This window comes from Mesorhizobium sp. M1423, assembly GCF_040317575.1.
Classification (GTDB): Bacteria; Pseudomonadota; Alphaproteobacteria; order Rhizobiales; family Rhizobiaceae; genus Mesorhizobium.
The window spans coordinates 1-13,957 of record NZ_JAMYKU010000006.1 but is presented as its reverse complement, the minus strand read 5'-3'; the positions used below and the strand labels follow the sequence as shown (position 1 = coordinate 13,957).

General features: G+C 61.0%; 15 protein-coding genes. 4 read left to right on the top strand and 11 right to left on the bottom strand.

From position 1 onward, the window contains the following. Window positions 1–9 precede the first annotated feature (9 nt). From pdhA to eno, 3 genes are all read right to left on the bottom strand, one after another. Window positions 10–1,050, bottom strand: a complete 1,041-nt coding sequence (gene pdhA, locus NKG95_RS09580) for a pyruvate dehydrogenase (acetyl-transferring) E1 component subunit alpha (RefSeq protein WP_502895946.1) — start codon at window positions 1,048–1,050, stop codon at window positions 10–12. Between the two features lie 171 nt (window positions 1,051–1,221). Beyond that, window positions 1,222–1,542, bottom strand: a complete 321-nt coding sequence (locus tag NKG95_RS09575; protein WP_023717561.1) for an FtsB family cell division protein — start codon at window positions 1,540–1,542, stop codon at window positions 1,222–1,224. 134 nt (window positions 1,543–1,676) lie between these two features. Then, on the bottom strand, window positions 1,677–2,951 hold the full coding sequence (gene eno, locus NKG95_RS09570) for a phosphopyruvate hydratase (protein ID WP_352718285.1): 1,275 nt from the start codon (window positions 2,949–2,951) through the stop codon (window positions 1,677–1,679). Window positions 2,952–3,165: 214 nt separating this feature from the next. Here eno and NKG95_RS09565 point away from each other — a divergent pair, with 214 nt between their 5' ends. Further along, window positions 3,166–3,288, top strand: coding sequence for a hypothetical protein (locus tag NKG95_RS09565; RefSeq protein ID WP_084642452.1), 123 nt, complete (start codon window positions 3,166–3,168; stop codon window positions 3,286–3,288). Between the two features lie 62 nt (window positions 3,289–3,350). On the opposite strand, the gene NKG95_RS09560 is transcribed toward NKG95_RS09565, so the two are convergent. From NKG95_RS09560 to NKG95_RS09540, 5 genes are all read right to left on the bottom strand, one after another. Further along, window positions 3,351–3,716 carry a PRC-barrel domain-containing protein gene (locus tag NKG95_RS09560; protein ID WP_023717559.1) on the bottom strand — a complete coding sequence of 122 codons (366 nt, stop codon included), beginning with the start codon at window positions 3,714–3,716 and terminating at the stop codon, window positions 3,351–3,353. A gap of 122 nt (window positions 3,717–3,838) precedes the next feature. Next, entirely contained in the window at window positions 3,839–4,690 is an 852-nt protein-coding gene (gene kdsA / locus NKG95_RS09555) for a 3-deoxy-8-phosphooctulonate synthase (protein ID WP_031193559.1), read from the bottom strand. After that, window positions 4,687–5,571 carry a VOC family protein gene (locus NKG95_RS09550; RefSeq protein WP_023717557.1) on the bottom strand — a complete coding sequence of 295 codons (885 nt, stop codon included), beginning with the start codon at window positions 5,569–5,571 and terminating at the stop codon, window positions 4,687–4,689. The genes kdsA and NKG95_RS09550 overlap by 4 nt, the downstream gene beginning before the upstream one ends. Window positions 5,572–5,874: 303 nt before the next feature. Continuing rightward, window positions 5,875–6,162, bottom strand: coding sequence for a Dabb family protein (locus NKG95_RS09545; protein ID WP_023717556.1), 288 nt, complete (start codon window positions 6,160–6,162; stop codon window positions 5,875–5,877). A gap of 102 nt (window positions 6,163–6,264) precedes the next feature. After that, the gene (locus NKG95_RS09540) at window positions 6,265–6,399 is read right to left on the bottom strand and encodes a hypothetical protein (protein WP_023675095.1); all 135 of its coding nucleotides are present in this window, start codon (window positions 6,397–6,399) and stop codon (window positions 6,265–6,267) included. Window positions 6,400–6,585: 186 nt separating this feature from the next. On the opposite strand from NKG95_RS09540, the gene NKG95_RS09535 reads away from it, so the two are divergent. Then, entirely contained in the window at window positions 6,586–7,575 is a 990-nt protein-coding gene (locus tag NKG95_RS09535; RefSeq protein WP_353040541.1) for a glycerophosphodiester phosphodiesterase family protein, read from the top strand. A gap of 87 nt (window positions 7,576–7,662) precedes the next feature. On the opposite strand, the gene NKG95_RS09530 is transcribed toward NKG95_RS09535, so the two are convergent. Together NKG95_RS09530 and NKG95_RS09525 are read right to left on the bottom strand one after the other, a co-directional pair. Then, window positions 7,663–9,642 carry a bifunctional 2',3'-cyclic-nucleotide 2'-phosphodiesterase/3'-nucleotidase gene (locus NKG95_RS09530; protein WP_353040540.1) on the bottom strand — a complete coding sequence of 660 codons (1,980 nt, stop codon included), beginning with the start codon at window positions 9,640–9,642 and terminating at the stop codon, window positions 7,663–7,665. A 130-nt stretch (window positions 9,643–9,772) separates the two neighbouring features. Further along, window positions 9,773–11,038: an NAD(P)/FAD-dependent oxidoreductase gene (locus NKG95_RS09525; RefSeq protein WP_353040539.1), complete on the bottom strand. Its 1,266-nt coding sequence runs from the start codon at window positions 11,036–11,038 to the stop codon at window positions 9,773–9,775. 180 nt (window positions 11,039–11,218) lie between these two features. Here NKG95_RS09525 and NKG95_RS09520 point away from each other — a divergent pair, with 180 nt between their 5' ends. Beyond that, entirely contained in the window at window positions 11,219–11,875 is a 657-nt protein-coding gene (locus NKG95_RS09520) for a 5-formyltetrahydrofolate cyclo-ligase (RefSeq protein ID WP_023717552.1), read from the top strand. A gap of 30 nt (window positions 11,876–11,905) precedes the next feature. Here the strand turns inward: NKG95_RS09520 and NKG95_RS09515 are convergent, their stop codons facing one another. Then, window positions 11,906–12,379: an Lrp/AsnC family transcriptional regulator gene (locus NKG95_RS09515; protein ID WP_023675099.1), complete on the bottom strand. Its 474-nt coding sequence runs from the start codon at window positions 12,377–12,379 to the stop codon at window positions 11,906–11,908. Window positions 12,380–12,537: 158 nt separating this feature from the next. Here NKG95_RS09515 and ald point away from each other — a divergent pair, with 158 nt between their 5' ends. Further along, complete coding sequence (gene ald, locus NKG95_RS09510; RefSeq protein WP_353040538.1) at window positions 12,538–13,653, top strand: alanine dehydrogenase; 1,116 nt, start codon at window positions 12,538–12,540, stop codon at window positions 13,651–13,653. Window positions 13,654–13,957 lie beyond the last annotated feature (304 nt).

Genomic DNA, 13,957 nt, shown 5'->3' with positions numbered 1-13,957 from the left:
GCCCTCTCGTTAAAGTACGATATCGGTCCAGAGCTCGGACGGATCCGGCTCCGCGTCGTTCTGGGCAAATTCTGCAGCGTCGGCGACAACGTCGCGGACTTCCTTGTCGATGGCCTTGAGCTCGTCCTCGCTTGCCCATTTCTTGTCGAGCAACCGTGCCTTGACCTGTTCGATCGGGTCACGTTCGGAGCGCATTTTCTGCACTTCTTCCTTGGAGCGGTATTTTGCTGGATCCGACATCGAATGGCCGCGGTAGCGGTAGGTCTGCATTTCGAGAATGAGCGGCCCGTTGCCGGCGCGGCACCATTCGGCGGCGAGGTCGCCGGCGGCCTTGACGGCGCGCACATCCATGCCGTCGACCTGGATGCCTGGAATCTTGAAGGAGGCGCCGCGATGCGAAAAATCCGTCTCGGCCGACGAGCGCGAGACCGAGGTGCCCATGGCGTAGCGGTTGTTCTCGATGATGTAGACCACCGGAAGCTTCCATAGCGAGGCCATATTGAAGCTTTCGTAGACCTGGCCCTGATTCGCGGCGCCATCGCCGAAATAGGTCAGCGTCATATTGTTGTTGCCGCGATAGCGGTTGGCGAAGGCAATGCCGGTGCCGAGCGACACTTGCGCGCCGACGATGCCGTGGCCGCCGTAAAAATGCTTCTCCTTGGAGAACATGTGCATGGAGCCGCCCTTGCCTCTCGACAGGCCGCTACGGCGCCCGGTCAGTTCGGCCATGACGCCGCGCGGCGACAACTCCATGGCCAGCATATGGCCATGGTCGCGATAGGCGGTGATCATCTGGTCGCCATCGATCAGCGCCATCTTCATGCCGGTAACGACCGCCTCCTGGCCGATGTAGAGATGGCAGAAACCGCCGATGAAGCCCATGCCGTAAAGCTGGCCGGCCTTTTCCTCGAAGCGGCGGATGAGCAGCATGTGCCGGTAGGCGGCAAGCTCCTGGTCTTTGGTGAATTCAACAGGCTTTGGGGTGGAAAGGCCCATCGTTTTGCCGTCGGATTTGGATTTGGCAGGCGCTTTTCTGGCGGCGGTGGCCATGCATCACTCCCTGTTGGCGTCTCTTGGCGGACAGCGAGGGAGATCAGTTCTCCCACCGATTTGAGGCAGGCTAACATGCAGGGAAGGCTTTCGCCATGCCGAAAACGCATGGCTGTCATGCATCTAAGCGCCTAAAATCATTGCAAATATCGCCGATTAACTGAAATTGCGTTATCTTGCGACCGGCAGCATGATGGTGATCTCGTCGGCATGGGACAGATTGAGCGCCTTGCGCGCCTGCTCGTCCAGCATGTCCTTCTCGAGCGTGCCCTCATGCATCAGCTGGACGCGGCGCTCCAGGTCGATCCGGCGTGCCTTGACGGCATCAAGCCTGCCCTGCAATTCGACAGTCTCGGCTTCGAGCCGATACTTGGAATAGATGCCGAACTCGCCATGATAGGCATGGAAGCCGAAATAGGTCAGGAACACCACGCAGAGCGAGGGGATGATCAGCCGGCCGGTGTTTCTTTGCTTGTGCTGGCGTGTCCACATGGTCCGAATCCTCTGCGCCGCCTTTGTCGCCCGATTGTGCTTAATGGACGGTTACGGATTGCTGGATTCGGAGCCCTGAAAGCAAAAGGGCGGGAATGTCCCCGCCCTCGCTCGCTCGGATTTTCTGTCGAAAATCAGCTTTTAACGATCGACTTGCCGGCATACCGCGCCTGCTTGCCGAGCTCCTCTTCGATGCGGATGAGCTGGTTGTACTTGGCCATGCGGTCCGAGCGTGACAGCGAGCCAGTCTTGATCTGCCCGCAATTGGTGGCAACGGCGAGGTCGGCGATGGTCGAATCCTCGGTCTCGCCCGAGCGGTGCGACATCACCGCGGTATAGCCGGCCTTGTGCGCGGTCTCGACGGCGTCGAGCGTTTCGGTAAGCGAGCCGATCTGGTTGACCTTGACCAGGATCGAATTGGCGACACCCATGCGGATGCCGTCGCGCAACCGCGCCGTGTTGGTGACGAACAGATCGTCGCCAACCAGCTGCGTTTGCTTGCCGATGAGGTCGGTCAGCATTTTCCAGCCGTCCCAGTCGTCCTCGGCCAGGCCGTCCTCGATGGTGATGATCGGGTAGTCGGCAGCGAGCTTGGCCAGATATTTGGCTTGCGCCTTCGGGTCGCGGGTCTTCTTCTCGCCTTCATAGACGTAGTTGCCGTCCTTGAAGAACTCGGTCGCCGCGCAGTCGAGTCCGAGTGCGACCTCCTCGCCTGGCCTGAAGCCGGCCTTCTCGATCGATTCCATGATGAAGTCGAGCGCGGCCGGCGCGCTTTTCAGGTTGGGGGCAAAGCCGCCCTCGTCGCCGACATTGGTGTTATGGCCGGCATCCTTCAGCCTCTTCCGCAGCGTGTGGAATATCTCCGAGCCCCAGCGCACGCCATCGCGCAGCGTCGGCGCGCCGATCGGCAGAATCATGAATTCCTGGAAATCGATCGGGTTGTCGGCATGCGCACCGCCGTTGATGATGTTCATCATCGGCACCGGCAGCACATGCGCCTTGGTGCCGCCGACATAACGGTAGAGCGGCAGGCCGGCCGCTTCGGCCGCGGCCTTGGCCACGGCCAGCGACACACCGAGAATGGCATTGGCGCCGAGCCGGCTCTTGTTGGGCGTACCATCGAGCTCGATCATGGTTAGGTCGATGTGGATCTGATTCTCGGCCTCCATGCCGCCGATCGCCTCGAACAGCTCGCCGTTCACTGCCTCAACCGCCCTGAGCACGCCCTTGCCGAGATAGCGGGGGCCGCCGTCGCGCAGTTCGACCGCCTCATGCGCGCCGGTCGATGCGCCGGACGGCACCGCGGCGCGGCCCATTGAGCCGTCTTCGAGCACGACGTCGACCTCGACGGTCGGATTTCCGCGGCTGTCCAGGATTTCACGCCCGACAATGTCGATGATGGCCGTCATTGCGATGTCCCCGATTGATCGATTGAAGCGTCGCGCACCTCTTAGCCAAAGCGCTGCAAAACGCAATCGGGGCACTTGCAAATATTGCCCGTGCGCCCATTGCCGCTCTTGGGATTCACGAAGCACAAAGCGCTGTCATCATTTGTCATGCGCGGCATGCCGGTTTCTGGTTTATGGCTGTTGTCGCGCGGGGCGAAACAGGAGGAGTTTCGCCATGTCCCAGTTGAGCGGTATTGTGAGTTTGTTCCTGATTGCGGCTGCGTTCCTGACGTCGTGCGACAATCAGCAACCCCCGCAGGGATCGTCGCCTTTGCCGGCCCTGCAAATTGCGCAGTAGCATCCCGCCACATCGAAAGGCCCCCGATTTCCCGGGGGCCTTTTTGATTCCAGGAGACTTAGTCAGTGCCAGTAAGGCTCGACCTTGTAGTAGTTGTATGAGGCGTCACGTGCAGCCTCGCCGTCGGCGCCGGTCAGCTCGTTGATCGAGTAGGAAGGAGCGGCCATCAGCTGGTCTTTGGTGAACGGCACGACATAGCCACCCCTGTTCTCATCATAATCAAGGCTCGCCCACGGAATGGCGTGGTATTTCTCGCCAATGCCGAGAAATCCGCCAAAACCGATCACGGCGAACATGATTCCGTTCGACAATTTGTCGAGCATGACGTCCTCGATGTCGCCGATATGAGTGCCTTCCGTGTTGTAGACCGATGTGCCGATAACCCGCGAAGCGGCAATGGCTTCGGTGTGTCCCGTCTGGGTCGTCATGGTGTGCTCCTCGTCGTCGTTGACATTAGATTTTGACAATGAGGGCCGCGGGCTAAGGTTCCAGACAGGTTCGAAATTCTTCAAAGTTTTCTTGGCGACGCTGCTGTGGCGCAACTGCTGGTTCAACCCACGCTCTTGGCGATGCGATCGAACGCCATCAGCCGTTCAAGCAATGCGGGAAGATCCTTTAGCGGCACCATGTTGGGGCCGTCGGAAGGCGCGTTGTCGGGGTCCTGGTGCGTCTCGATGAAGACGCCGGCGACGCCAACCGCGACAGCCGCGCGCGCCAGCGTCTCGACAAAGCGCCGGTCGCCCCCAGACGAACCGCCCTGCCCGCCCGGCTGCTGCACCGAATGAGTGGCATCGAAAATGACCGGCGCGCCGATCTCGGCCATGATCGGCAGCGCCCTCATGTCGGACACCAAGGTGTTGTAACCAAAGGATGCGCCGCGCTCGGTCACCAAGACATTGGCGTTGCCGGAGCCGGTGATCTTGGCGACGACGTTCTTCATGTCCCATGGCGCGAGGAATTGGCCCTTCTTTACATTGACCACCTTGCCGGTTCTTGCCGCAGCAATCAGCAAATCGGTCTGCCGGCTGAGGAAGGCAGGAATCTGCAGAATGTCGACATGCGGCGCGACGATCGCGCATTGTTCCTCAGTGTGGACGTCGGTCAGGATCGGCAGCGAAAAATTCTTGCGCAAATCGTCGAAGATCGGCATTGCCGCTTCAAGTCCCGCACCGCGCGTGCCGCCAAGCGAGGTGCGATTGGCCTTGTCGTAGCTGGTCTTGTAGACGAGCCCGATGCCGAGCCGTTCGGTCAATTCCTTCAGCGCACCGGCCATGTCGAAAGCGTGCTGCCGCGATTCCAGCTGGCATGGACCGGCGATCAGCGATAGGGGCGCGCTGTTGCCGAAAATGACCTTTCCGATCGCAACGGAAGAATTTGGCATCAGAGGATTGAGCTTGTTCATGCGATCTCCCGGAAAATGAAGGCCGCGCCCTGCCCTGGCGCCGGCGACACGATGATATCACCGCCGCGTATGTCGTGTTCGACGGAATTGGCTGCAAGCAGCTTTGCGACGGTGTCGCAGTGCCTAATCGAAAAGACGATCCCAGCAAAGCGGAGTTCAGACGGCGCACCGGCGGGAATGCCGAAGCGTGCCGCAAAGGCTGCAGGATCCAGAACGGTCACAGCGGCATTCGGCAGCTTATAGACAGTGCCGCTCTGCGCCTCCATCCCGGCTGCGATCGAAATCACATGGCCTTGTTCGGAAGGTTCGCGGCTGACTGCCACGACTTCGACAATGCCGGTTGCGCCATTAGCGTGGGCCTGCAAAGCGGTGCGGTCGACCTTCGGCGCATTGATCCGTTCGCAGGCGAAGAGAAAAGCGTCCGTTGCCTTGCCTAGAGCCGCGAAGGCAAGCTTGAATGATGCGGTGTCGCTCTTTCCTGTCGCATCAGCGAAGGCGCGCGAAAAGCTGAGCATGTCTCCCGCCGACAGTCCGGCTTCGATGAAGCGCGCGTGGTCCGCGGCGGCGCTTTCGGTGCCCAGCACCACGGCAGAAAATCCTTCATCACCGTTTCTTTCGCGATAGGTGTGATCCCGCGCGACAAAGACATTGCGGTTCGCGATCGCCGTTGCCACGGCCTGTCGGTCGGCGACCGCGAGCGGCTCGAGATAGGTACCGTCGGTGAGGAAGACACAACAGTTTTCCGTTCCGAAGGGATGGATACCCGTCGGCGCAACGGTAAAGCCGAGCAAGGTCAAGCGCGCCCGCGCAACATCGAGGCTCGCGGTCGGCAACACCAGGTGATCGAGCGGATGAGGGCTTGCGGGGGTGTTCTCGGTCATGTCCCGCGCGGTGTGCCTCATTCCTGAAAATGGTTCAAGGGCTTAGCCGGCACCTCGGCGGCGATCGCAGTGCCCGGCCGCGAGGAGCCGACTTGCCGCCGTCAAAAATCATCCTAGCTCATTGCCAGGGAAGAGACCTTTTCATTGCCCTGGCCGTTATTGCGATAGCAGTTATCGCCGTGCTGATCTGGAACGCGCCAAAGCGGCCGGGCGTCGATCCGACCGAGACCTCCGCGGCTCAGACGGAATGAATCGGGCTGCGGCGCGGCCCCGCTCCGCGACGTGAAATCTGCCTTAGGGCGGTCAACTTGCCACTATATCGGCCGAATAACGCAATTCGCGCAGCGGTTTTACCCGGCTGGTGGTCTCTGCATAGAGCGGATGCGCCTTGTAGGCGGCGAGCGCTGCCTCGTCTTCGAACTCGGCGTAGACGACCACATCGATTTCATCCGAGAGCGGGTCGACCTTGGTGTTGAGCGTCACCTCGAAACGGCGCGAGTGGGGTATCTTGCCGAGCGCCAGCAGACCCGTACGCACTGCCTCGACGTCCACTTTACGACGCGCGCTGAAGAAAACGATATGCCGGATCAACCCAGCCTCCTCGACCGTTGGACCGGCGTTCTTTTGTGTCAGCGGGAGCGTGCCGTCAATCGGCAGGATGTCGCGTCGGCGAACCGTGGCGAAGAAGAGAAACTACACCATACTGGTTACATAGTGCACGACGCGGGTCACCTCCCTGATGGTCCTGTCGAGGTAGCGGCCTTGGTTGTAAATGCCGTCCCAGATCAGGAAGAAGGTGACGGTCGTGATGATGATGACATAACGCATGGCTAAAACTAGCGCATATGGGTGGTTGCAACCATAGTGATTCCGGCCCTGCTGGGACCCTCCCCGAATTTTAACGGTCTTTGGTCTGTCTGCTGCGATGCTTGCTGGCCAAACTGGCGCTACCGCTGCAGGCGGCTTGGAAAGATAACCCCGCTCGGCTTCGACGACCGCTTCAGGAATCATACCATGCGAAAACGGACGATCTCCCTCATTGCAGTTCTTGTCGCTGCAGGCGGCATCTGGCTCAACAACACTTCGCTGCTGTCGAGCCGGCCGGCCGTCACCCCTTCGGTGCTTGCCCATCGCGGCCTGGCTCAGGATTTCGACCGTACGAACCTCGGATCGGAAACATGCACGGCCGATCGCATGCTGACGCCGCGCCATTCCTTCCTCGAAAACACGATACCCTCGATGGAAGCCGCCTTCGCGCTCGGTGCGGACGCGCTCGAACTCGATGTCCATCCCACTACGGACGGCAAGTTCGCCGTCTTCCACGATTGGACGCTGGATTGTCGCACCAACGGCAAGGGAGAAACGCGCCGCCATGCGATGTCCGAATTGAAGACGCTCGATATCGGTTATGGCTACACTGCCGATGGCGGCAAGACCTTTCCGTTTCGCGGCAAGGGTGTCGGCATGATGCCGTCGCTGGATGAAGTCTTGCAGCGCTTCCCGAACCGGCGTTTTAATATCAACATCAAAAGCAACGATCCCAAGGAAGGCGAGATGCTGGCCGCCTGGCTCGCCACATTGACGCCGGCCGAGCGCGCCAATCTGACGGTCTATGGCGGCGACAGGCCTATAGAAGCAGTGAAGGCAGCGTTGCCGGACATGCACACACAGAGCCGCGCGTCCCTGACGCGCTGCATTCTTCGCTATGCTGCGCTCGGCTGGAGTGGCTACGTTCCGGATGCCTGCCGCCAGGGCATCTTGCTCATCCCCGTCAATGTCGCAAAGTGGATGTGGGGCTGGCCCGCCCGTTTTCTCGACCGTATGGACAGCGTCGGCAGCCGCGTCTACCTGCTCGGTCCCTATTCCGGCGGCGGCTTTTCACAAGGCCTCGACGACCCCGCCTCGATCGACCAACTGCCGGACGATTATTCCGGTGGGATTTCGACGGATGCGCTGGATCTGGTCATGCCTGCCGTCAAGCGGCGTTTCGCACCACCTGCCTGAAGAGGCTGCCTGCCTCAAACGGATCAGCCGTATCGGGACAGTATCTTAACGCTGAGACAGTTTCGAGCCGACGCTCAAATCCTCGCCTCAAAGAGTGATGCGGTATTTGGAAAACCCCGCTTCGCCCTCGCCCGCCGGCTCGATCTTCAGCGACTTCACTTGCGCAATAAATTCTCTCGCCTTGGCGCCGGTCTCGAACACGACGCTGGTTTCCGGCAGCGGCGCAAACGACCAGTTGGCATCCGCCGACGGGTTGATGGTGCCTTTGCTGACGATATAGCGCACGATCACGTCGCGGTTGGTGTCGGGCGCTTCGTAGATGATCTTCGAGGCATTGATCTCCGGGAAATTGCCGCCGCCGCCGGCCCGGTAGTTGTTGGTTGCGACGACGAATTTCCGCATGGGATCAATTGGTTTGCCGTCGAACATCAAGTCAATGATGCGGTTCGAGCCGGCGTTCACCAGCCCGCCCTTCGAATCATATTTCGGTGGCTGCGACAGGTCGATCCGGTAGGTGACGCCGTCGATCACGTCGAAATTATAAGACGGGAAGTCGGTGTTGATGAGCGCCTGGTCAGCTTTGCCCGGCTCGATCCGGTTGAAGATGCCGGCCGACATTTCCAGCCATTCCTTCACCTCTGCCCCCGTGATTTCGACGGCGCGCACCGTGTTTGGATAGAGATAGAGGTCGGCGACGTTCTTTATGGCGATATCGCCCACCGGAACGTCGGTGTAATAGTCTGCGCCGTTGCGCCCGCCCGCCTTGAACGGTGCCGCCGCTGACAGCAGCGGCATATCCTTCCACTCGGTGTTCTTCAGGATGTCCTTCAAGTACCAGGTCTGCGCCTGGCTGACGATCTGCACCGATGGATCGTCGGCGACCAGCGCAAAATAGGAATAGAGCGGCGCCGAGGTTTTGCCGACCGGCCGACGCACATAGGCAAGCGTCGCCTCGTGGTCCTGTTTGAGCGCGTCGACGATGCGCTGGTCGTCAGCGACGATCGGCTTGTTCGTCTTGTCGACCCGCTCAAAGATAGGCCTGGCCTCAGAGGTCGCCGAGACGATTTTCCATGTCGATCCGTCGCGCTCCAGCAACAGATCGATCAGCCCCATATGCGAGCCCCAGAAGCCGGCCATGACGGCGGGCTTACCTTGCAACGTGCCTTTCGCCGTATCGACGGCTTCCAGCGACTGAAAGTCCTTCTTGCCAGGGAAGACCAGATGCTGGTGGCCGGTGAACACAGCATCGATACCTTCGACGCCGGCAACGAAGAAGGAGGCATTCTCCATCATGTCGCCTTGCTTCACGTCGATGCCAGAATGGGAGAGCGCAATGATGATGTCGGCGCCTTCTTCCTTCATCTGCGGCACCCACGCCTTGGCCGCCTCGACGATGTCGCGCGTCTTGACGCTGCCCTCGAGATTTTTCAGATCCCAGACCATGATCTGCGGCGGCACGAAGCCGATGATGCCGATCCTGATCGGCTGCTCGGCGCCCGACCCGTCTTTGATCTTCCTGTCGAGGATGACGTAGGGTTTGAGATAAAGCTTGTCGTCGCGCGGGTTCGCGGCAAGCTCCGTGCCGCGGATCAAATTCGCGCAGACGAACGGGAAATTGGCACCGGCCAGCACCTTGTCCATGAACGACAGGCCGTAGTTGAATTCGTGATTGCCGAGCGTCGAGCATTCGTAGCCGAGCAGGTTCATGCCCTTCATCACCGGATGCAGATCGCCGTCCTTCATGCCCCTCTCGTAGGCGATGTAGTCGCCCATCGGGTTGCCTTGCAGAAGGTCGCCATTATCGATCAGCATCGCGTTGGTTGCTTCCTTGCGCACGGCTTCAATCAATGATGCCGTTCGCGACAGCCCCATCGTGTTGTTAGGTATGTCGGCGTAGTAATCGTAAGGCAGCACATTCACGTGGATGTCGGTCGTCTCCATAATCCTCAGATGCGCCTGATTGGCTTGAGCCCGGGCGGAGAACGGGTGCAGCATGATCATCGCTCCGCCGGCGGCGACGCCGGCGAGGAAATCGCGGCGTGAGACGAGGTGGCGCAATTGGGACATTCGTTTCTCTTTCTTCCACGACGTGACAAGTCCTGCCCGAAGCAAAGCTTCGCGCCGAAATCCAGCCGAGTCCAGAAGTCGATTCCATCAAGAGGAGGTGACGCGCTGATGAATGTCCGGCAGCGAACAATCAGCCCTTGTCGTCGTCGCCCTGGGTGATCAGCCGAGCGCTGCGCTGACCGGTGAAGTAGATCCATAGCCAGCTCAGGGAAACCGCAAGCCGGTTACGGAAGCCGATCAGGAAGTAGATATGCGCCAAGCCCCATAGCCACCAGGCAAGCCGGCCGGTGAGCTTGATCCAGCCGAAATCGATGGCCGCGGCGCGCTTGCCGATCGTCGCCAAATCGCCGTCATGCCTGTAGTGGAACGGACGTACCGTTGTGTCGCCGGCGAGCCTGGCCTTGATCGTCGCGGCGACGTGCCGTCCCTGCTGCTTGGCTGCGGGCGCGACGCCCGGCACCAGCCGGCCATCCGGCCGCAGGACGTGTGCTGCGTCACCGATGACGAAAATCTCCGGGTTTCCCGGCACAGTGAGGTCGGGCTCGACAAGCACCCTGCCCGCGCGGTCCGCTGCCGCGCCGAGCCATTCGGCGGCCGGCGAAGCGGCGACGCCCGCCGCCCAAAGAATTGTCCTGGCCGGCAAATGCCTGTCGCCGAAGACGACACCCTCAGCATCGCAGCGCGTAACCGCCCGGCCGAGTTCGACGGTCACGCCGAGTCGTTCGAGCGCCTTCATTGCATAATCGGAGAGCTCCGGCGCGAAATTGGCAAGAACGCGGTCGCCGGCCTCAATCAACACCACACGCGTCTCGCGCGTGTCGATGTTGCGGAACTCGCCGCGCATCGTGTCATGCGCCAGTTCGGCAATCGTGCCGGCCAATTCCACGCCGGTCGGCCCGCCGCCGACGATCGCCAGCGTCAGCAGTGCCTGGCGCTTGGCGGGATCGGTTTCCCGCTCGGCCTGCTCGAAAGCCAAAAGAATACGCCGTCGGATGGTGGTGGCGTCCTCCAGCGTCTTCAGGCCCGGCGCGAACGGCTCCCATTCGTCATGGCCGAAATAGGCGTGCCGCGCACCGGTGGCCAGCAGCAGCGTGTCGTAGGCGACCGCTCCGCCATCCTGCAGCAGCACGCGCTTGCCGGTGCGGTCGATGCCAGTCACGGTCGCAAGCAGCGTCGTCACGTCCTTGCGTTTGCGCAGGAGATGGCGGATCGGCCAGGCGACTTCGGAGGTTGCCAGCGCCGTCGTCGCCACTTGGTAGAGTAGCGGCTGAAAGAGGTGATGATTGCGCCTATCGATCATGGTGATGCGCACCGGCGCGCCGGTAAGTGCGCGGGTGAATTCGAGGCCGCCGAATCCGGCGCCTACGACGACGACGTGATGGTTGGCTGTGTTCATCTCACTCATCCCTCTCGCCAAGGCTGATGTAAGTATCCTTGTGCAGTGCAGCAATGCCTGCGCTGCACCTGCCTGGGACTCGTCGCCTGATGTCGTGAATACGCATGCTGCAGACTCATTCCCGGATATAGCCTACGTCCCGGATAGGACTTGGTCGGAACAGTATATTGCAGGTGAATCATGGCTAAGGATGAAGATGAAGGCTCGGGGCAGTACGCCTCGCCGCCTTGTTTTATGCACGAGCTCGATCCGGAGTTCCAAGCGCCGCTGTCCGAATGGACCGATGTCAGGCGCTGGCGCAGGGCCGAGCGCGAGCGGTTGATCGCATCCCGCCTTGCCGTTTCCGCCGACATGCGCACAGCCATGTCGCAGCGCATTGCCGATGGTCTCGATGCGGTGATCGGCGACATCGCCGGGCGCATGGTCAGCCTCTACTGGCCGTTTCGCGGCGAGCCGGACCTGCGCCCGTGGATGGAAACCGTTAACGCGCGAGGTGGCCGCACGGCGCTGCCCGTTGTCGTGGAGAAAGACCGGCCGCTTATCTTTCGCGCCTATACCCACGGAGACCGGCTGGAGAAGGGCGTCTGGAATATCCCGATACCGGCCGAGGGCGATCCGGTACTGCCCGACATCGTCATTTCGCCGATCGTCGGCATCGATCCCGGACATTTTCGCCTGGGCTATGGCGGCGGCTTCTTCGATCGCACGCTTGCCGCGATGCCGTTCAAGCCGCTGGTCGTCGGCGTCGGCTACGAGTTGCAGCGCATCGTGACCATCTACCCGCAGCCGCACGATATTCCGATGGACCGTGTGGTGACCGAGTCATTCAACGTTTAGGCGAGTTTGGGGCCTAGGCGAGTTCGGGGCCTAGGCTAGCTCAGGCTTCATTCCAACGGCCGTGCGATCGACGATTTCGCGCAAGGCAAAGGACGAATTGATCTTCGTCACATGCGGCATTGCCGAAAGCCACTCCTTGTGGATGCGTTCGTAGTCGACGAGATCCTTCGCCGCGATGCGCAAGATGTAATCATACTCGCCCGACATCAGATGGCAGGACAGGACGTTCGGGCAGCGCTTTATCGCCGCTTCGAAATCCGACAACGTTTTCTCGAACTGCCCGGACAGCGATATATGCACGATCGCCGTCATCTGGTGCCCAAGTGCAGCGTTGGACAGCCGGGCGTGATAGCCGCGGATGGTTCCGGATTTCTCCAGATTGTCCAGCCGCCGCGAACAGGCCGACTGCGACAGGCCGACCTTTTCGGCGAGCGCTGCATTGGGTATCCGCCCATCCTTCTGCAATGTCTCGAGAATGGCGATATCAATCCTGTCGAGCGGCATTTTTGCGGGTTCCTGCGATAATTCTACTGTTTCGCGCAACGATTATCGAACAGTAGTCTCGTAGGCAAGCGCATTCGCAAACACTTACCGAACGATTCGTGGTTCACTATCTCTAGACAGGGAACAGGCCCTAAAAGGGCCGGATCAGGAGAAAAAAGATGCGCGTCGGTTGCCCCCGGGAAATCAAGAACCATGAATACCGCGTCGGCCTGACACCGGGCTCGGTCCGCGAATATGTCGCGCATGGCCATGAAGTGCTGATCGAGACCGGCGCCGGCGCCGGCATCGGAGCCGACGACAACGCGTACCGCGCCGCCGGCGCCACGATCGCCAAGACGGCCGCCGACGTGTTTGCCAAGTCGGACATGATCGTGAAGGTCAAGGAGCCGCAGCCCAACGAATGGGTTCAGCTCCGCGACGGCCAGATCCTCTACACCTATCTGCATCTCGCCCCGGATCCGGAGCAGACCAAGGGCCTGCTGGCCTCCGGCGTCACCGCAATAGCTTACGAGACCGTCACCGACGAGCGCGGCGGCCTGCCGCTCTTGGCACCGATGTCGGAAGTTGCCGGCCGCCTGTCGATCCAGGCGGGGGCCACGGCGCTGCAAAAGGCCAATGGCGGCCGCGGTGTGCTGCTTGGCGGCGTGCCCGGCGTGCTGCCCGGCAAGGTCACTGTGCTCGGTGGCGGCGTCGTCGGCCTGCATGCTGCACGGATGGCTGCCGGGCTTGGCGCCGACGTCACCATCATCGACCGCTCGATCCCGCGCCTGCGTCAGCTCGACGATATCTTTGGCGGCCGCGTCCACACCCGCTACTCGACCGTCGAGGCGCTGGAGGAAGAATGTTTTTCGGCTGACATCGTCGTCGGCGCCGTGCTGATCCCGGGGGCAGCCGCGCCCAAGCTGGTGACGCGCGAAATGCTCTCGGGCATGAAGAAAGGCGCCGTGCTGGTCGACGTCGCCATCGACCAGGGCGGCTGCTTCGAGACCTCGCACGCCACCACCCATGCCGAGCCGACCTATGCGGTCGACGGCGTCATCCACTATTGCGTCGCCAACATGCCGGGTGCGGTGCCGGTCACATCGGCCCACGCGCTCAACAATGCGACGCTGCACTATGGCCTGCAGCTCGCCGACAAGGGCCTCAAGGCGCTGGTAGACGACCACCATCTGCGCAACGGGCTGAACGTCCACAAGGGCAAGATCACGAATCGCGCAGTGGCCGAAGCACTCGGTTACGAGCTGGTCGAATCAAAGGCCGTTCTCGCGGCCTGATTTCCAACCGTTTTTTCCGGATGAGTCGCCGATGCCGTCGGCGGCTTGCTTGTTCACAGGCAATTTTCACGGTCTACAGCGGATTTTTCCCGCATCTGGTGCCCGTTTGATGCAATGTGCTCTTTCTGTGGCTCTTTTGTTACAGCCGCCACAATGAGCCGATGCTACGTAGATGCAGGGTTCACTAGAGGCAGGGCAATGATCAGCAGAAAATTTACGAAATCTCTTCTTCTCGGCGCAGTTTCCGTTCTGGCGCTTGGGTCGGTTGCTCATGCCGCCGACGTGGTCGAACCAGTCGTCGAGA